Origin of the sequence: Acinetobacter lanii (assembly GCF_011578285.1) — a bacterium.
Taxonomy (GTDB): domain Bacteria; phylum Pseudomonadota; class Gammaproteobacteria; order Pseudomonadales; family Moraxellaceae; genus Acinetobacter; species Acinetobacter lanii.
This window is the reverse complement of the sequence record NZ_CP049916.1, coordinates 2,166,334-2,185,041: the sequence shown is the minus strand read 5'-3', so window position 1 is coordinate 2,185,041 and position 18,708 is coordinate 2,166,334. Positions and strand designations below refer to the sequence as shown.

General features: G+C 38.6%; 17 protein-coding genes. 12 read left to right on the top strand and 5 right to left on the bottom strand.

Going from position 1 to position 18,708, the window contains the following annotated elements:
- Positions 1–83: 83 nt before the first annotated feature.
- Positions 84–437 (top strand): winged helix-turn-helix transcriptional regulator, encoded by a 354-nt coding sequence (locus tag G8D99_RS09970; protein ID WP_166325230.1) that lies wholly within the window; start codon positions 84–86, stop codon positions 435–437.
- Positions 438–522: 85 nt separating this feature from the next.
- On the opposite strand, the gene G8D99_RS09965 is transcribed toward G8D99_RS09970, so the two are convergent.
- A complete protein-coding gene (locus G8D99_RS09965) occupies positions 523–1,752 on the bottom strand; it encodes a pyridoxal phosphate-dependent aminotransferase (RefSeq protein WP_166325227.1) in 1,230 nt (409 codons plus the stop codon).
- Positions 1,753–1,968: 216 nt separating this feature from the next.
- Between G8D99_RS09965 and G8D99_RS09960 the strand changes: the two genes are divergently transcribed.
- Complete coding sequence (locus tag G8D99_RS09960; RefSeq protein ID WP_166325224.1) at positions 1,969–2,151, top strand: hypothetical protein; 183 nt, start codon at positions 1,969–1,971, stop codon at positions 2,149–2,151.
- A 147-nt stretch (positions 2,152–2,298) separates the two neighbouring features.
- Here G8D99_RS09960 and G8D99_RS09955 read toward each other — a convergent pair whose 3' ends face one another.
- From G8D99_RS09955 to G8D99_RS09945, 3 genes are all read right to left on the bottom strand, one after another.
- The gene (locus G8D99_RS09955) at positions 2,299–3,777 is read right to left on the bottom strand and encodes a sensor domain-containing diguanylate cyclase (RefSeq protein ID WP_166325221.1); all 1,479 of its coding nucleotides are present in this window, start codon (positions 3,775–3,777) and stop codon (positions 2,299–2,301) included.
- Between the two features lie 287 nt (positions 3,778–4,064).
- Positions 4,065–5,471, bottom strand: a complete 1,407-nt coding sequence (locus tag G8D99_RS09950) for a GGDEF domain-containing protein (protein WP_166325218.1) — start codon at positions 5,469–5,471, stop codon at positions 4,065–4,067.
- 117 nt (positions 5,472–5,588) lie between these two features.
- Positions 5,589–6,368 carry an A1S_2505 family phage non-structural protein gene (locus tag G8D99_RS09945; protein ID WP_166325215.1) on the bottom strand — a complete coding sequence of 260 codons (780 nt, stop codon included), beginning with the start codon at positions 6,366–6,368 and terminating at the stop codon, positions 5,589–5,591.
- A 268-nt stretch (positions 6,369–6,636) separates the two neighbouring features.
- On the opposite strand from G8D99_RS09945, the gene uvrB reads away from it, so the two are divergent.
- From uvrB to G8D99_RS09905, 8 genes are all read left to right on the top strand, one after another.
- Complete coding sequence (gene uvrB, locus G8D99_RS09940; protein WP_166325212.1) at positions 6,637–8,658, top strand: excinuclease ABC subunit UvrB; 2,022 nt, start codon at positions 6,637–6,639, stop codon at positions 8,656–8,658.
- 162 nt (positions 8,659–8,820) lie between these two features.
- Positions 8,821–9,408, top strand: coding sequence for a lipocalin family protein (locus tag G8D99_RS09935; protein ID WP_166325209.1), 588 nt, complete (start codon positions 8,821–8,823; stop codon positions 9,406–9,408).
- 167 nt (positions 9,409–9,575) lie between these two features.
- A complete protein-coding gene (gene rarD / locus G8D99_RS09930) occupies positions 9,576–10,505 on the top strand; it encodes an EamA family transporter RarD (protein WP_166327694.1) in 930 nt (309 codons plus the stop codon).
- Positions 10,506–10,767: 262 nt separating this feature from the next.
- Entirely contained in the window at positions 10,768–12,480 is a 1,713-nt protein-coding gene (locus tag G8D99_RS09925) for a hypothetical protein (protein WP_227554299.1), read from the top strand.
- A 322-nt stretch (positions 12,481–12,802) separates the two neighbouring features.
- Positions 12,803–14,260: a glyceraldehyde-3-phosphate dehydrogenase gene (locus G8D99_RS09920; RefSeq protein ID WP_166325206.1), complete on the top strand. Its 1,458-nt coding sequence runs from the start codon at positions 12,803–12,805 to the stop codon at positions 14,258–14,260.
- 107 nt (positions 14,261–14,367) lie between these two features.
- Positions 14,368–14,850, top strand: coding sequence for a hypothetical protein (locus tag G8D99_RS09915; protein ID WP_166325203.1), 483 nt, complete (start codon positions 14,368–14,370; stop codon positions 14,848–14,850).
- Positions 14,851–15,155: 305 nt separating this feature from the next.
- Positions 15,156–15,845, top strand: a complete 690-nt coding sequence (locus tag G8D99_RS09910; protein WP_166325200.1) for an MFS transporter — start codon at positions 15,156–15,158, stop codon at positions 15,843–15,845.
- 9 nt (positions 15,846–15,854) lie between these two features.
- On the top strand, positions 15,855–16,529 hold the full coding sequence (locus tag G8D99_RS09905; protein ID WP_171522794.1) for a hypothetical protein: 675 nt from the start codon (positions 15,855–15,857) through the stop codon (positions 16,527–16,529).
- Positions 16,530–16,646: 117 nt separating this feature from the next.
- Here G8D99_RS09905 and G8D99_RS09900 read toward each other — a convergent pair whose 3' ends face one another.
- The gene (locus G8D99_RS09900) at positions 16,647–17,498 is read right to left on the bottom strand and encodes an SDR family oxidoreductase (protein WP_166325194.1); all 852 of its coding nucleotides are present in this window, start codon (positions 17,496–17,498) and stop codon (positions 16,647–16,649) included.
- 128 nt (positions 17,499–17,626) lie between these two features.
- On the opposite strand from G8D99_RS09900, the gene G8D99_RS09895 reads away from it, so the two are divergent.
- Both G8D99_RS09895 and G8D99_RS09890 read left to right on the top strand, forming a co-directional pair.
- Complete coding sequence (locus G8D99_RS09895; RefSeq protein WP_166325191.1) at positions 17,627–18,004, top strand: winged helix-turn-helix transcriptional regulator; 378 nt, start codon at positions 17,627–17,629, stop codon at positions 18,002–18,004.
- A 27-nt stretch (positions 18,005–18,031) separates the two neighbouring features.
- Positions 18,032–18,658 (top strand): hypothetical protein, encoded by a 627-nt coding sequence (locus tag G8D99_RS09890; protein WP_166325188.1) that lies wholly within the window; start codon positions 18,032–18,034, stop codon positions 18,656–18,658.
- Positions 18,659–18,708 lie beyond the last annotated feature (50 nt).

Sequence of the window (18,708 nt, the reverse complement as noted above, 5' to 3'; positions counted from 1 at the left end):
AAAAAAGAACTTGTGAACACCATACCGAAGTGGATAAAGTATCGTCAATAGAAAGATGATTATTTTTTGTGGATGGTAAAGTCATGAAATGGATTGAAGCAACAGAACAGAATTGCCCCATCGCACAAAGTTTAGCAATTTTTGGTGATCGTTGGACCTTACTGATTATTCGCAATGCCTTTGTTGGTATGACGCGTTTTGAACATTTTCAAAAAAATTTAGGGCTGACTCGACATGTGTTGGCTGAACGATTATCCCGTTTGGTGGAGCAAGGGATTTTTGAAAAACAAGCCTATATCGACCGCCAGCAGCGTTATGAATATGTGTTGACTGCGAAAGGAAGGGAGTTAAAACCGATTTTAATGGAAATGGTGAAGTGGGGCAGCAAGTGGACTGATGCAGATCAACCGGATTTAGTCGAACTGAAAGTGATTTAATGGTTTTTATGTCTGATGGCTAAAATCAGTATATAAAAAAACCCGCGATCAACGCGGGTTTTTGATTTAAGTGATTACACTTAAATTATTTTTTCTCAGCAGCAATCGATGCAATCGCAGCGTCAACGCCTTCAATTGAATCAGCCGCTTTCTTAATACGAGCAAGCGCATCAACAAGCACTTCGTCAGCAGTTGCATACGAAATACGCATATAACCACCGAGACCAAAGGCATCACCCGGAACAACCGCAACACCGGTTTCTTCCAATAACCATGCAGAGAATTCTGTGCAAGATTTTAAACCTTTCGCACGAATCAATGGACGGATATTGGCGTAGGCATAGAATGCACCATCCGCAGGTAAGCAAGTGATACCATTGATGTCATTCAAGCCTTTCACAACTAGGTCATGACGACGTTTGAATGCTTCAATCATTGGCTCAAGTACATCTTGTGGACCATTCAATGCAGCTTCAGCAGCAACTTGCGAAATTGACGTTGGGTTTGAAGTTGATTGAGATTGGATTTTCTTCATCGCGCCAATCAGTTTCGCAGGACCGGCTGCATAACCAATACGCCAGCCTGTCATTGCATAAGCTTTAGATACACCGTTCAGTACGATTACGCGGTCATAAAGATCAGGTGCAACAGTTGCGATGTTGTAGAACTCATCATCCCAACGAATTGGTTCGTACATGTCGTCAGATGCAACAAGTACTTCAGGGTACTTACGCAGTACGTCAGCCAAAGCAAGGAGTTCTTCTTTGGTGTAGATCATACCTGTTGGGTTAGACGGGCTATTTAACACCACTAAACGGGTTTTGTCTGTGATCGCTGCTTCTAATTGCGCAGGTGTGATTTTGAAGCGTTGTTCTTCACCACATTTTACGATTACAGGTACACCTTCAGCGATGATTACCATATCTGGGTAGCTGACCCAATATGGCGCAGGGATGATCACTTCATCACCTTTGTTTAACAAAGCTAGAGCCAAATTAAAGAAAGATTGTTTACCACCACAAGACACCAAAATTTGGTTTGCAGCGTAATCAAGGTTGTTGTCACGTTTTAATTTAGCAATGATTGCTTTTTTAAGACCCGGCGTACCGTCAACAGCGGTATATTTTGTGAAACCATTATTGATTGCGGCAATTGCTGCATCTTTGATGTGTTGCGGAGTATCGAAGTCCGGTTCACCTGCACCTAAACCAATCACATTTTTACCCGCAGCTTTTAATTCTGCAGCTTTATTGGTTACAGCAAGTGTAGGGGACGGTTTGATGCTATTTACACGATCAGAGAGACGTACGTCCACGGCAGTATTCCTTCTTATAGGGATTAAAAAATAAAAAGCACACTATCTTAGCTTAAAAACTTTCATAAGGGCGTTCGAAATGTACTCGAATTAGCAAAAAACTCACCAAAATCATAAAAAAAAATTGAATTATTCAGAATTAGTTGTGTTTCCAATGGACTCGCTAAAATCATGTTTTTTTCGTACAATATGCGCAGATTGAATTGAGTTATGCTAATGAGCGCGCAAAATCCTCCCAAGAAAAAGCCTGTGGTGAAATTACCTTTCCCAATCCAAAATGTGAATGATGCGAAACCTGCAGATGAAGAAGTTGAAGACCTTCGTCCGAAACCGCAGCCTTATGCAGATCGTACTTGGATGCCACCACGCGGCACACGTCGTTCTTTTGGTAAACGTTAATGTTTTAAACTTAACGCCCATACGAATGTCGTAAAAAATAGGTGCTTTAAGCACCTATTTTTTATTTTCATTGTATTGGTCTTAAAGATCCATCAGCTTAGCTTGTCTAGATAAGCATTATCGAACTTGCCAAAGAGCGAGCAACAACTAAATCGCGCGATTCCTTCTAAGCTCGGCATTGTCTGCTTTGGCTTGCTCTCGCATATAAGCGTAAAAATCATTTTTTTGCTGATACATTGCCTGATCGGCACGTTTTAACATTTCATCAATGGATTCATTTTCAAAGGTAGAGGCATAACCCATGGATATACTCAGTTGATGGGTTGAGTAATATTGATTGTCAATATTCATCAATTCTTGAATGGTCATTAAGGTTGATTGAACTGTGGTCGGTGTCGCACCTTGCATCAACACCACAAACTCATCCCCACCAATCCGTGAAGCGGTGAAATTGGTATTGTGTACCGTACGATTTAAAATATTACCCATACGGCGCAGTACATCATCGCCAGCATCATGACCAAAGTTATCATTGATTTCTTTAATCCCATTCATGTCGATAAAAATCGCTGAAACAGGACGCACGATGCCACGTTCTAAACGATGTAATTCTTCAGTAAAGAACGATCGGTTATAAAGTTTGGTTAGGACGTCATGTTTACCTAGATACTCAAGATAACTTTCGGCTTTTTTTCGTGCCGTGATATCAGTGAGTGCCAGTTGTACCATGCTCCAATCATCTTCATAGCCGGGGAAAACCGTGAATTGCAATAACACATTGCGAATTGAGCCATCGAGTGCGTAATTAATCGCTTCACGACTATGGTGAATATTGCCATTCCACAATTCAATTAATTGCTCTTTGAATGTGACATGCATGTCCTTGGTAAAAATCTTATCTAAACTTTTAAACAGGGTATCTTTATCAGGTGCTTTAAATAAATCTAAAGTCGCTTGGTTGACGTCAAGGAGAATAATATCTTCCACGCATTGGTGTACGAAATCTTGATGCACGTCCAAGAAAGTCCCGAAATCATCTATGCCAATTTTTTTCAAATGATCCATGCGATATTTTACACGGCTAAAATCTTCCACCCACAGTGAGGTTGGTGAATAATTAAAACGTGCTTCCGCCAATTGACGATTTTTTTGTTCTAAACGACTGGCGTTGAGATAATCGCTAATGTCTTCAGTGGTCAGTAAAACTCTTTCCCATGAATCTTCATAACCTGGCAGAATCACGGCACGCAGTTTAATATCGAGACGTTTGCCTGACAGGGTGTAATTGGTCGCAGTGCTGTTAAATTCGGTTTGCCCATCCCACAATTGCACCAATTCTAAAATATGCGATTCAAACATTTCTTGTTGAAAGATTGCATTTAGATTTTGAGTCAGGTGTTTTAAACTTTGTGCTTCAAATAATTCTAAGGTTTTATGATTAACTTTTAAGATTTTGATTTGGTGTGCACATTGAGTAACACGCGTAATATCTTCTTCCAGATAGGCCTTAAGATTTTCAACCCCTTGCGCCTTCCAATTTTCTAATTGTTTTTTTACATCGCTATAATCTTCTAACCACATTGGGATGGGAGATAAATCAAATATTGATGAATCTAATATCTCCATTTTCTTATTCCTACTGTTTTTATGTGTTTATAAGCTCAAATATATCACTAGAAACAACGTGATAGCAAATACGTTTATTTTTAAAAATGATATTTATTTTACACTAATTATTAAAAGTGTGATTTAAATCAATGAAATAATTTTTTTGATTGTCATTTTAAACGTTTTAATTTTAACCATTTATTTCTAAACGATTTTAGAATAAAAAAGGATTGTGAATTTTTTATAAATAGTCTTTTAATAATTGGCTTCACAGCAAATAAAACAATCGACAGATTTTTTACAGATTATTGTTGCATCATTTGATAATGTTTACGTTTGCTTTGGTACATATTTTGATCCGCGAGTTTAATTAAACTTTCTAAGTGATCAAACTGTTCGCTATAGGCAATCCCCATCGCGACACTCAGTCCTGCATTGTGATGATTCTCAACTAAAATACGATGTTCAATCTCTTGCATCAGTGCTTCAGCTTGAGCTAAATTGGCTTTCGGCATCAACACGACAAACTCATCCCCACCAATACGCGAGACACTACAAGCTTTGTTTTGTGTGGCATCAATCAAAATATTGCCAAAGCGTTTTAACATCAGGTCACCATGATGATGTCCTTGCACATCATTAATCACTTTTAAGCCGTTTAAATCCATATAGATGCAAGCAATTGGGTAAATTTGTTGCTGTTGTAAGCGTTGTATTTCTTCATTAAAAAAGGTGCGATTGTGCAATTGGGTCAGCTGGTCATATTGGCTGAGATAATGTAAATGGTCCTCAAGCAACTTACGCTCGGTTAAATCGGTGAAAGACACTTGAATGGTGCGCCAGCTGTCCTGAGCATCGGGAAATATATTGAGTTGTTCTAACACGAAGATCTTAGCGCCATTGGGCAGGGTGTATTCATATTCGCGTTGCAAATGATGCTGTCCATTCCATAAATGCATCAGTTGGTGATACAGATATTGATCATTGTTTTGCGTAAACAGTTGATTGAGTTGCTGCAGTGAATCTTGCTGATCATCAATTTTAAATAATGTCTGAAACGCTTGATTGATTTGCTTAGATTGAATCAGCTCAAAACTCTGTCTTAAAAATTCAGGATGCTGTTCAATATAGGCATCAAGATGCTGAATGCCGTCAGTTCTAAGTTGATCAAAACGCGCTTTGATCAGGCTATAGTCTTTGACCCAAAGGGCAGTCGGCGAGTGTAAAAAAACTGATTCAGCAAAGCGCCGAGCTTGTTGGTAGGCGGAGATTTCCTCAGTGGTCAACATCAGCATTTCCCAGCTCTCTTCATAACCCGGAACAATGGTCGCACTGAGTTGAATGTCGATTTGTTTGCCTTTACAGGTGTAATTCACCACCGGAATCGCACAATGCGCATTGCCATTCCATAAGGCACAGAAAAACTTGATTTGAAATTCAGTCACTTCTGGGGTTAAAAAAGCAATGAAATGCGCCAAGATTTCATCCAAATCTTGGGCTTCATACAGTCGAAGGGTGCTTTTATTGACATGTAGGGTATGAATGGTTTCTAGACATTCGAACAGCCGTTGCGTGTCCTGCATTAAAAAAGCCTCGAGGTCTTGAATCCCTTCAGCTTTCCAACGGTTAAATATTTTCTTCACGCCACTAAAATCTTGTAACCACATAGAGATCGGAGACAAATCGAAATACGTTAAATCCGCATGCTCCATCGCTTTCCCTCTATATTTAATTTAAGTTTTATTGGTTTTTATCAAAGCTATCCCGTTAAGCAAGTGTGGCACAAAATTCAATCAATTCAAAATAATAATCAATAACCGTGGTGTATTTTATTTTTTAGCCTGATGCGCAGGACGAGGAGGCGCAACCACACGTGCTCCAGTCCAAATATCCACAAAATCTTTCTCGTTTAAATGATACAGCTCAAGTAAAGCTAAAATGGCACCGCCAAAGACCAAATCACTATCGTCTTGGATGGAAAGCTTGAAAATTTTAGCATTCAAACTATGCAGAATATCTTGGATTTCAAACTGACGATCACGCCCATTGCTGTCTTCAGGATACATCGGGGTATTTAAAATAATCGTGGCTAGACTCTTTTCGGCATCCGTCAGTTCAAGTGTTTGAATTTTGGCTTCAGCATCATCATTTAATATGACATCCTCTTGATACAGCGACTGTAAAAAATGTTGATTCAGTTTGGGTAAGGTTTTTTCCACAAAAGGGCGGAATGAGATCGGAAAAATCACATTTTTTGAAATGCCTTTAAACATCGGCGCAATTTCTTCGACTTTGTAGCCCGCCACGCCACAACCGATTGAAGTAATGAAATACTTTAGTTTTGGGTGATTTTTGGTATAGATTTTAAAGTCTTCAATATAGTGCTGAATTTGTGACAATGGCATTTGCTGTAAATGCTCATTCATGGTCGGAATCGCATAACTCTGACCTGACCAACCGCGCCCTGCACCTTTCATCGCGCCAAAATGTAACAGCGCAGTTTTGGCTGCACCACCTGCATGTGTTCCTGCCATATTGCTGCCGAATACGAACACCGTATCTTCAGCTAACTGCTTTACAATTGTTTCATCATGATATTGGTAAGTCATAAGCGTTCACACATCATCAGGCTTTGATTCATGTTGCAATTGAACGGGCTGAGGGTCAAGCAAAATGAACACAATTATGCGATTAATTTATGGGAATACAATTTATTCAGTATTCTAGGGGTAAAACTGGGTTGATTAAAAACAAAGCAACCCCATTATTGAAGCATTCCAAACGGATTGATTTAAGCCTGTTGCTTGGCCAGTCCAACCTTGGCATCTGTTACACTCAATTCAGCATCTAATTGAACATCATTGAGAGAGCACTATTGTGAATGAAAGCCGTCCATTTGAACTGGTGACCAATTATCAGCCTGCTGGAGATCAGCCTCAGGCCATAGAAAAATTAGTATCCGGTGTACGTAAGGGCTATCACGATCAATTGCTGTTGGGGGTAACGGGTTCAGGTAAAACCTATACCATGGCCAATGTCATTTCGCAATTACAACGTCCGACCATTGTCATGGCGCACAATAAAACTTTGGCGGCGCAACTCTATGGCGAATTCAAAGCCTTCTTTCCCAACAATGCCGTGGAATACTTCGTCAGTTATTATGATTATTACCAACCTGAAGCCTATGTGCCGTCTTCAGATACCTTCATTGAAAAAGATTCGGCTATCAATGATCACATTGATCAGATGCGTCTTTCAGCGACGCGCGCATTGTTAGAGCGGAAAGATGCCATCATTGTGGCTTCGGTGTCTGCCATTTACGGTTTGGGTGATCCAAATGCCTATATGAGTATGCTGTTGCATATCGTGCAGGGTGATCGCGTCAGTCGTGATGAACTGATTCACCGTTTGGTGGAAATGCAATATACCCGTAATGAACTGGAGTTTTTACGCGGTACTTATCGGATTCGAGGTGAAATTTTAGATATTTTTCCTGCGGAATCCGATCAGAATGCCATTCGTATTGAATTGTTTGATGACGAAGTCGATTCAATCAAATGGTTTGATCCGCTAACCGGAAAAATGGTGCGTAAAGTGCCACGTATTACCATTTACCCAAAGAGCCACTATGTAACGCCAAAAGACAATTTACAACGTGCGATTGGCACCATTCGTGAAGAACTTAAAGAACGTTTGGCTTATTTTAGAGCCGAAGATAAATTGCTTGAAGCACAGCGTATTGAACAGCGCACACGATATGACTTGGAAATGATGCAACAGTTGGGCTATACCAACGGCATTGAAAACTACTCACGCCATTTATCGGGTCGTCCTTCAGGTGAAGCGCCGCCGACTTTGTTTGATTATATTCCTGAAGATGCTTTGTTGATTATCGATGAATCGCATGTGTCGGTACCGCAAATTGGTGCGATGTATAAAGGTGACCGCTCACGTAAAGAAAATTTGGTCAATTATGGGTTCCGTTTGCCGAGTGCATTAGACAACCGACCAATGAAATTTGAGGAATGGGAACGCATCATCCCGACCACGATTTACGTCAGTGCAACACCTGCCAAATATGAACTGGAAAAATCACAACAAGTCGCAGAGCAAGTGGTGCGTCCAACCGGTTTGATTGATCCTGAAATTGAGATTCGTCCGGTGCTGACCCAAGTTGATGATGTGCTCTCTGAGATTAATTTACGTAAATCGAGCAATGAACGTGTGTTGATCACGACACTAACCAAACGAATGGCAGAAGATTTGACCTCATATTTGAAAGAATATGGCATCAAAGTGGCTTATCTGCATTCAGATATCGATACCGTGGAACGGGTGAAGATCATTCACGAACTTCGTTCAGGGGTTTACGATGCACTGGTGGGGATTAATTTACTCCGAGAAGGTTTAGATATGCCTGAAGTATCTTTGGTAGCGATTTTAGATGCCGACAAAGAGGGCTTCTTGCGTTCAGAGCGTTCTCTGATTCAAACCATTGGTCGTGCAGCCCGTAATGTGAAAGGTAAAGCAATTTTATATGCTGATCGCATTACGGATTCTATGCAAAAAGCCATTGATGAAACAGATCGCCGTCGTGCCAAGCAGATTCAATTCAACTTAGAACATGGTATTACGCCACGTTCAACCATTCGTCAAAATATCAAAGAGATTGATGATGGTGAGGTGCTAGATGATGATCAAATCGAAGAAAAAGTCTCGGATCAGGCTCGTGCCCTAAGTGCGGATGAGCGACATATCTTGTCTGATCCAAAACTTTTAGCGAAACAGTTGGCCAAGCTCGAAAAAGAAATGCTTAAGGCCTCGAAAGAATTGCAATTCGAACAAGCCGCGCGTTTCCGTGATGAAATTGTACGCTTAAAAGCACAATTGATTCAGTAGAAAGGCTCATGATGTGGTGGTTTTGAAGAATAGCTTAAGCTATAAAATGCTTCAAAATCATTACATAACGCTACAGTGAAGTGCTTTGTTAAACGTTATTTTAGAATTGAAACATCAAATTTAAATCATAATTTCAATATTAATTTGACGAACAGGTTGAGCATGACAATGAAAAATCTTCCTAAAGCAGGCTATAAAATCGGTAAAATTGCAGTGGGTGGGGCACTACTGATGGGTTTGGGTATGGCAACAGTTGCGTATGCTCAAAATCAACCCCTCAAAACAGTCGACAAGGTTGAGCTTGATCGATATTTAGGGGTTTGGTATGAGGTTGCCCGTAAACCGCTGTATTTTCAAAACAAGTGTGATCGTGATGTGACGGCGACCTATACCTTAAATGAAAACGGCAATGTTAATGTCGACAATAAATGCTATTCCAAAGACGGTAAATTAAATCAGTCGATTGGTGAAGCGTATGTGCAAAATGCGCCGTTTAACTCAAAACTTAAAGTGAGCTTCTTACCGAGTGCCATCCGTTGGTTACCGGTCGGTCGTGGTGATTATTGGGTGCTAAAAATCGATGATGATTATCAAACTGTATTGGTCGGTGAGCCAAAGCGTAAATATCTATGGGTATTGTCACGTTCAGCGCATCCGAGTGAAGCGGTGGTAAATGAGTATTTAGATTATGCCAAGTCAGTTGGTTATGATTTGGGTGACTTAATTAAAACCCAACAAACGGCTAAATAATATTCATACATCAGCATAAATTTAGTTGTTGATTTAACCAAGCTGATGAATGTTTAAAACGAGACTGCGCATGCGTGGTCTTTTTTATTGCTGAATATTTACAGACAGTTAGAAAAAATCGAGTTGGAATTGGTTATAATGCCTGCGACGAAAAGGTGAGTATTCAAATGTTTAAAGGCGTGGCGTTGTCAGTATTGGCATCGGTGACTTTTGGTGTATTGTATTTTTATACCCATTTTTTGAAGCCTTTAGACAGTGAGGAAACCTTTGCTTGGCGCATGTTGTCGACCTTACCCTTTTTAACCTTATTTATGTGGTGGTCGGGCGATCTTAAGCACGTGGCTGAAATCTTCAAAAGAATGATTCAACAGCCGATCTTGATTCTTTGGTTGCTCATTAGCTCATTCTTATGTACCACGCAACTGTGGTTGTTCTTATGGGGGCCGATCAATGGGCGTGGCTTGGAAGTCTCCTTAGGGTATTTCCTACTTCCTTTGGTGATGGTGCTGTTTGGTTGTGTGCTGTATAAAGAAAAATTGAGCAAATGGCAGATCGCAGCGGTCGTCTGTGCGGTAATTGGTGTCAGTCATGAACTGTGGCGGATTGGCACTGTGGCATGGGAAACGGCTTATGTGGCAGTTGCATATCCGATTTACTTTTTCCTTAGACGTAAATTTCAAACCGATCACTTGGGTGGTTTTTGGTGGGACCTGTTCTTGATTTTGCCTGTGGCATGCTATTTGGCGTTCAGTCATTCACATTCAATTGCCCTGATTGCAGATTTTCCGCATTTGATTTGGGCAATTTTAGGTTTAGGTTTCTTAAGTGCGATGGGACTCGGGAGTTATATTCTAGCCAGTCGTTTTTTACCTTTTATTATTTTTGGCTTATTGAGTTATTTAGAACCGGTATTATTGGCGTTCGCTTCGATTGCTTTAGGCGAGCGAGTCGAAGGCGGAGAATGGCTGACTTATATTCCCATTTGGATGGCGGTAGCACTATTAATTGTGGAAGGAGTGGTGTATATGATTAAACGCCAAAAGCAAGCCCAAAATTTGCAGCGTAATGCTGAAAAGATAAAACAAAGAATAGAATAATAAAGTTTTTGTTTTTTAATCATTTATTTTGATTTATATTATATTAAACAGACTGAATTAAGATTATTAAGCCTGAATGAAAACAAAAATTAATCATATTAATTGAACGGGGTGAAGGGTTATATCGTTGAGTTTATTTGAATCAATATTTAACCTAAAACACGATAATCAGTTATAAATGGAAAACTAAAAATAATGTTAACTGCTTAACATTATTTGCAATTTATGCTATTTTACGCAAAAGAAAATAAATAACTTGACTATGATGATACCTTATCAAATTCGTGCAACTTTGTTGCAGATGGAACCAAGTTTAGATGCCCATTGGGAAGGGCTTCTAAGCAAAATTTTTGATGAAGCGGACATTGAGGTTCGTGAGGAAATCGATCGTCAAATCTTGAAGCCAAAAGAAATTCAATGGAATCGAGTCGCCAATACCTTTGAATATAAGGTCACCAATTCTCTTGCGATTTTAAAACATAGCTTTTCTAGTGAGCGCATGCGCTCGATTGCATCCAAACTCAGTCAATCCATCAATTGGTTGAAAAATATCACCGACCCTGTACAAATCGCCGATTATCTTGAAAATGCCTTGCATCAAATTGATCAGATTCCTGTTGAAGATGATCTGAAATTGCAGCGTGAAAAAATGCTGATGCGCCGTGTTTATTTACAAGATGTGGCAAAGTTAGTCCGTAGTCTTGATATTGAACCGCCAGGGGGAGTGCGGAATCTAACTTCAGCCCAGATCAAAAGTTTTATTATTGAAGTCTATATCAAGCAACAATTACTAGGCTATTGGTTTAAACCCTTACTACCACGTACTTCGCAGTTGATGCAGCATCCATTTTTTAAGTTTTGGTTGTTGAAAGAGCAGGCGGTGCGTCGCTTTGATATTGTCAAAACATCAGAATTTTTATTCATCATTGCGCCAGTCAATAACTTTGAAAATAATTCTTATTCAATTCGACGTTTCTTGTTCGAAGATTTTTTAGAATATAACGAGCAAATTTATCTGAATGGGATCGTGCTCGACATGACCCGTTATGGCGATAAAAGTTATATGGAAGACTTCACCCAGCAAGTGCAAATGATGGTGACCATCCAGCATCAAGTACATAAAGATGTGGTGCAGGTGGTACAAGAGTTTGAAGAGCTGGCGGAGAATAAGCTGATTCCGTTATTAACCGAGTCGCTGCCCACCATTGGTAAAAATAGTGATGTGGTGGCCAAGCAACACTTACGCAATTTTGAAAATATTTTAGTCAATGAACTGATGATTCCGATGCGTGATGCATTGCGTAACCATCTATCCCATATTGAAGAATATCAGTATTTATTTGTCAGTATTCATCGTATTTATTCAGATATTTTGGCGCACTACAAAGAGTTTAAAGAACAGCCGGCATTGTTCTTTAACCATACTGTGCAGTTGTTTGAATATAAAATTTTAGCCTACCTTAAAATTTTGGAAAAACGTAAAGATGAAATTTTTGTACCCTTAAATCAATATGAATGGAAAGTGATGAATGATCGTTCAGAACAACCGATCATGACCTTGCAAAACGATTTAAGCCGTCATATCCATGACTACAAAGAGTTAACCTTGCATATGGGGCGTTTAAAGAAAGAGCAGACTGAAGCGCAAGGTTCTTTTATGAAACGTATGATGAAAGGCGATAAAATTGATAAGGAACTACAGCAGGTCACGGTTGCCGCCTTACGTGTCAAAAAGCAGGCGTATTTGGATATTTTAACCATTCCTAAAAACTTCCGTAAATATAGCGTCTTTATTGAATTTGAAAGTTTTGCTGCCACCAGTGAAGTGGAGCGTCATTATGCGTTTCCTTGTGGGGATAACGGTATTACGCGGTTACCGTTATTGGTGAAATTGCCTGAGAATCTAGAGCATTTTAATTTAGAAGAGCTCAATTCAGGTATAAGTTATGATTTACGTTTCTCACCGACGATGTAATAGCCTGTGCTGATGACAGTGATCATATGATGTAGATGATAGAAAAGCAGCCTTTTTGCAAATTTGATTTTATTTGAGGGAGCTTATGCTCTAACATGGCTGTATGAAAACTAGCTCATTATATAAAAGTATAATTAGAAGAAATGGTAGGATTTAATTATAAAATTAATTTTAAAAACAATAATATATTTTTAACTATTTTTCATAAATCCACTGCATTATAAAAAATAAACGTAGTTTTGATTTCAAGTCCAAGATAATTCTATTACAATTGCCGGGTTTAAAAATTTATGCCTAGATATATAAATTAGAGGAAGTATCTGTGAGCAAAGACACTATCGTTGCCCTACATGCAGAGCACCAAGGTCGCTGGAAAAACCGTGAAGAACTTGCGGAGCGTATGATTGCCCTTGTGGGTCAGTTATATCGTGAGAAAAACATCGTAGCTACAGTTTACGGTCGTTCTTTAATTAACCGTTCAGTGATTCAAATTTTGAAAGCGCACCGTCGTACTCGCGTATTGAACGTTGAACTTTCTGTTGTTCACACTTTCCCAATTCTTGAAGCATTATCTAAAATTGACAACATCGGTACTGCTGAAGTTGATCTAGGTAAACTTGCTGAAGCGTATAAAGCACAAGGTGGCGACATCGATGCATTCGTTGCGGGCGCTGTTCAATCGCTTGAAGGCAGTGCGAAAACTGTAGAACACAAAGACGTTGTTCTTTACGGTTTTGGTCGTATTGGTCGTATCCTTGCTCGTTTGATGATTGGTCAATCTGGTTTAGGTCGTGGTTTAAGCTTAAAAGCAATCGTTGTACGTAAATCATCTGATGGTGACTTAGAAAAACGTGCGTCTTTGTTACGTCGTGACTCTATTCACGGTCCATTTGCAGGTACAATTTCTGTAGATGAAGAGAACGAAGCAATCATTGCAAATGGTCAATTCATTAAAGTGATCTATGCGTCTAATCCGTCTGAAGTAGACTACACTGCATACGGCATTAACAATGCACTTGTGATCGACAACACAGGTAAATGGCGTGATGCTGAAGGTCTTGCTCAACACCTTAAATGCCCAGGCGCTGCACGTGTAATTCTAACTGCACCGGGTAAAGGTGATATGAAGAACGTGGTTTACGGTGTGAACCAAGCGGATATCCTAGATGAAGATACCATCATTTCTGCTGCAAGCTGCACAACCAATGCCATCACACCAACACTTAAAGTGTTAAATGACAAATACACCGTGATCAATGGTCATGTTGAAACTGTTCACTCGTTCACAAACGACCAGAACTTGATCGACAACTACCATAAAGCGGATCGTCGTGGTCGTGCTGCGACGTTGAACATGGTGATCACTGAAACAGGTGCGGCTAAAGCTGTTGCTAAAGCACTTCCTGCGCTTCAAGGTAAATTGACAGGTAACTCTGTACGTGTACCAACACCAAACGTATCACTTGCGATTCTTAACTTAACGTTAGATAAAGAAGTTGATCGTGATGAAGTGAACGAATACATTCGTCAAATTTCAATCAGTTCTAACCTTCAAGGTCAAATTGGTTATACCAACTCGACTGAAGTGGTCTCTTCTGACTTTATCGGTTCACGTACTGCAGGTGTATTTGACGCGCAAGCGACAATCACTTCAGGTAACCGTTTAACTGCTTATGTTTGGTACGACAATGAAGTGGGTTATAGCTGCCAAGTATTGCGTATTGCTGAACAAATGGGCGGCGTAAGCTATCCAAAAGTTCCTGCTGAAACAAATGCATAATTTTTAAAGTAGTTTAAAAAGAGCTTCTATAGAAGCTCTTTTTTTTATATTCTTTTTCTATATTACTTTAAAAAATTAATAAATAATTTCTATCAAAGAGATCAGTCATGAAAAAAAATATCTTAGCAACATTTGCTGGCTGTATGAGTCTCTCAACAGTATTGTATGCTGCACCAAATAAAACATTGGATTTGACTCCTTATTTAAAGGATCGTTTTGAAAATAATTGCGCAGTACGACCAAATTATGATTTGCATAAAATGACTGAAGAAGGTGAAAAAATAGTAAAAATTCTAAAAAATCATGTAACTAAAGAAGATTTTGAAGAGCATCAAGCTTATGCAACAACGATATACACTTTGAAGAGTACGATCTATCAAGGTTTAGCAGTTAAAAAGATAGAATTTTCTTGGGGGAGATCTCACACTTTAAGTGAATATTTATATTTTGATCTATCAACAAGTTCAGCCAAACAACAGTTTAATAAAATTAAATGGAATAAAAATCAAAAGGAAGAGGGTGCAGGTTTAGTTATTGCTAAAGATGGTAAATATACAACAGTACAATGTTATTGGAGTGAAGTAAGATAAGATCGTATGAGATTAAAAGTCAGCCATAGATCAACAAGTTGATGGTTAAGATGTTCATAAATACATTGATGGAATTTTAATAGGCTCAAAACTTCAAGGTCAAATTGGTTATAAAAGTTCCGTATCTATAAAGTAGTTTAAAAGAGCCTTATTTGTGTCTTTTTTTGGATGGTTTGATATACAACAGGCAAAATTCATATTGAGCAAACTATAAATACAAAAAATTGCAAACTTCATCACGTAAAATCAAACAAATAACTGTATAAAAATAAGCAGATAAAAATAAAAGTCAAAAGGATTGAAGCTTGCAGATCAAGTATGTACTGAGTGGAATCGTATTTATTGCATTGGCCAGTGTGTGTGGTGTGTTATTGGGTGTTTGGGTATTTAAGCATTTCAATATTCATATTCCACTTGAAAATCAACATGTCAGTATTGATCTACAGGAGCCTTTGCAGGCTCAAGTGCAAATTCATGATGCCTTAGATGTAGACGTCACCGGTCGGGTCAATGCTGAAATTCCAATTAAAGAAACCTTAAATATTCCACTGACACAAACCTTAAATCCAATCGTGCATTTTGACAATTTAGTACCCATCAAAACTTTGATTCCTGTACGTGAAAAAGTTCAGATCAATGAAGATTTAAACGTCGATACCAAAGTTCAAGTCAAAGTCTTGGGTAAATTTATTAGTTTGCCCTTAAAAGGGGTTATTCCAATTAAATTGGATGTGCCGATTCAAATGGATGTGCCGCTAGATCAAAAAATACAATTAAAATTTTCAGCACCTGTACAAACAGCTTTAAAAGAAAATTTAATTGTTCCGCTTGATGCGACCTTAAAAACCAATATTCCAATTCAAGGGCACTTAAATGTTCCGATTAAAACTGCATTAAAAGCGTCGGTGGATGTAAAAAATACTTTACCGGTTAAAATTGAAAAAGGCGATCTTAACATTCCACTGAGTTCTGTTCGTTTGGCGAAGGCGAATTAAATCATGTGGATGTTAAAGTCTTGGAAAGGCATCGTCATTAGCTTTATCTTGATTGTCTTCATCATCGCAAGTCTGTTTTGGCTATATTTGAATGTACAAGCGTCGATGTCAGTTACCGCCCAAAATTCCCAGATACAGTTGCCTGAATCTTTACCCGTGAAAATTGAAGTGGGGAATTATTTAGAAACCATGAGTCAGGGTAAGCTTGATACGCAGATTAATTTAGATCGAAAAGTAAATATTCCTTTAAAAGGTAAATACTTGGCGAACCTGAAATTTAATGTCACTGTACCTGTGAAAGTCCGAGTGGATTACAAAACCAAAATAAAAATTGATCAAGTGATGCCTTTGGAAACCACATCAGCTTTGGTATTTCCACAGTCCTATATGCCTAAGTTGCCTTTAAAAATTGATATTCCTATTAAAATGGATGTGCCGTTTGAAATTCATCGTGATTATGTTGTCCCGATTCAAATCGCCTTTAATGGCCCTGTATATCTGGACTTAAATGAGAGAATCGACTTGGCGGTGAAGCATCAGTTGAATCCTACTTTAAAGATTAATGATCGGATCACTATGCGCAAAATCGCTGCTTTCGATGCAACCATGTATAACACTGTGCAACATTCCAAAGCAGATCTAAAATTGGATATGACACTTCCGCTTAAAAATATTCATCCATAATTCTTAAAGATCATACGGAATGAAGATTGAATAAAAGCCTCCAGATGGAGGCTTTTTAAATGGCTAGGTGATTTTATGTGTGCATCACTTGGTTTGATGTAGGTGTGAGATCATTATTTAAAGTAAGGATTTTATCGTGTCTAAAATCGGCGTGGTTTTACGCCCAAGTAATGTTTCAAGATCTTTAGATTCACTGAACATCGCACCTATCTGCGTTTGAACATCAGCATCCACAATCACTTGGACTAATTCTTCAGGCAAACCGGCTTGAATTAATCCTTTTGTGTAATCTTCAGGACTGAGATTTTGATAGTGAATATTTTTTCCAGAAGCTGTTGAAATAAAGTCAGACAGATCATTTAAGCTAAAGCTGGTAGAACCGGCGAGTTCATAGGTTTTGTTGTCATGACCTGATTCAAGTAGTACATGCGCTGCTGCTTCAGCATAGTCTTGACGTGGGGCTGAGCTGATTTTACCGTCTTTAGCAGCGCCGAAAAGAATGCCTGATTCAATATTGTGTGCGAGTCCTGCCAAATAGTTTTCGCTATACCAATTATTACGCAATAAGGTGTAACGCAAACCACTGTCTTTGATCAAGGCCTCAGTTTCACGATGTTCTTGAGCTAGCCCAAGCGGAGATTGATCTGCACGAAGTACACTGGTATAGACAATGTGTTGAATGGCAGCGACTTTGGCTGCCTCAATCACAGCACGATGTTGTGTTGTACGACGACCCACTTCATTGGCTGAAATGAGTAATAATTTTTCAATCCCGACTAAAGCAGGAACCAGAGTTTCAGGTTGGTCATAGTTAAATAAACGCGTTTCGATGCCTTGTTGTTTTAAAACTGATGCTTTGTCTAAGTCACGTACCAAAGCCACTATATTTTTAGCATCTGTTTGTTTTAATAAAGACTCAATCACTAATTGACCGAGTTGACCTGTCGCACCTGTAATCGCAATTTTCATTTTATTTACCTTTTTGGTTGGTTAATTTGTATACTTGCTTGACTCATCTTATTATAGTGACTTACTTAATGTAAGTACGTACTAAAAAGTAAGTATGAAAATAATTGATTTTAATTTTTGGAGTGTTGATGAATAGTCGATATGCAACAAGTGAAGTACTCGGTCAAACCCTTTCAAACGAATGTCCATCTCGGGAAATTTTAGAGCACTTGACCACCAAGTGGAGTGTGTTGGTTTTACGCTGTTTAAGTGAGGGGGTGCATCGCTTTAGTGAACTCAAACAACGTATAGAAGGGATCAGCGAAAAAATGTTGGCTCAAACCTTAAAGACCTTAGAGGCAGATGGTTTTGTCATCCGTACGGTTTATCCTGTGGTACCACCGAAAGTGGAATATCAACTGACGATTATAGGGTCGCAAGCTGCCAATAAGATGGTGGAATTGGTGGGATGGATTGAGCGAAATTTACCTGAGATTTTAGAAAATAAAGATAGAGTAAGTACTTAAAATTTATTGCTTTTGGGGAGGCAATATATGAAAAAATCTGAGAGCTTAGTTGCGACTCTGTTGGCGATTTATGCAATTTTATTAACGATTAGCATTGCGCTTTATGCAGTGATTAAAGAATTTAATATCGATATTGCATTGAGCACAAATCTATTGATTTGGACAGCAACACTATTTGCGCCTATTGCCGTTTTGATGACGTATACGAGTTGGAATAAGCAGAAGAAAGCCGAATTAATATCGAGATTGGCTCGAAATGATTTAAAGAAATATACCAAAATTATGCATGAACTGAATCAATTGGAGTGGGCATTTAGAAATCTAGTTTCAAATAAAAATTATAACCATGACAAAGAGTTATTTGACCAATCTCTCAATAAATTATCAAAAAAAAGATTCACTTCTAGTAAAGATGATTTATCAATATGCTTTTATTTGTCTAAGGATGAATTAAAATTGCTGCACAAACTTGAAGCTGAAATATCACACTATATAAATTTACTGGTGATGGAATCTCAAAAAGAATTAGTTGAAAAAAGTGTTTATCTTGATTCCGCTCGAATCTTTAAACAGGAAAAGCAATTCATTTCACTATATAACTTATATCAAGAACTACTAATTAAATATGTGGCTTTCGATACATCATTTAAATAATAGGAAGAGTAAAATTTAATGAATTTTATATAAATTTACCCGAATCGCGG

Coding starts and splice junctions, on each gene's coding strand:
- G8D99_RS09890 (WP_166325188.1), top strand. CDS start 18,032: ATGAAAAAATCTGAGAGCTTAGTTGCGACTCTGTTGGCGATTTATGCA.
- G8D99_RS09895 (WP_166325191.1), top strand. CDS start 17,627: ATGAATAGTCGATATGCAACAAGTGAAGTACTCGGTCAAACCCTTTCA.
- G8D99_RS09935 (WP_166325209.1), top strand. CDS start 8,821: ATGACAATGAAAAATCTTCCTAAAGCAGGCTATAAAATCGGTAAAATT.
- G8D99_RS09900 (WP_166325194.1), bottom strand. CDS start 17,498: ATGAAAATTGCGATTACAGGTGCGACAGGTCAACTCGGTCAATTAGTG.
- G8D99_RS09950 (WP_166325218.1), bottom strand. CDS start 5,471: ATGGAGCATGCGGATTTAACGTATTTCGATTTGTCTCCGATCTCTATG.
- rarD (WP_166327694.1), top strand. CDS start 9,576: ATGTTTAAAGGCGTGGCGTTGTCAGTATTGGCATCGGTGACTTTTGGT.
- G8D99_RS09945 (WP_166325215.1), bottom strand. CDS start 6,368: ATGACTTACCAATATCATGATGAAACAATTGTAAAGCAGTTAGCTGAA.
- G8D99_RS09955 (WP_166325221.1), bottom strand. CDS start 3,777: ATGGAGATATTAGATTCATCAATATTTGATTTATCTCCCATCCCAATG.
- G8D99_RS09905 (WP_171522794.1), top strand. CDS start 15,855: ATGTTAAAGTCTTGGAAAGGCATCGTCATTAGCTTTATCTTGATTGTC.
- G8D99_RS09970 (WP_166325230.1), top strand. CDS start 84: ATGAAATGGATTGAAGCAACAGAACAGAATTGCCCCATCGCACAAAGT.
- G8D99_RS09960 (WP_166325224.1), top strand. CDS start 1,969: ATGAGCGCGCAAAATCCTCCCAAGAAAAAGCCTGTGGTGAAATTACCT.
- G8D99_RS09925 (WP_227554299.1), top strand. CDS start 10,768: ATGATGATACCTTATCAAATTCGTGCAACTTTGTTGCAGATGGAACCA.
- G8D99_RS09915 (WP_166325203.1), top strand. CDS start 14,368: ATGAAAAAAAATATCTTAGCAACATTTGCTGGCTGTATGAGTCTCTCA.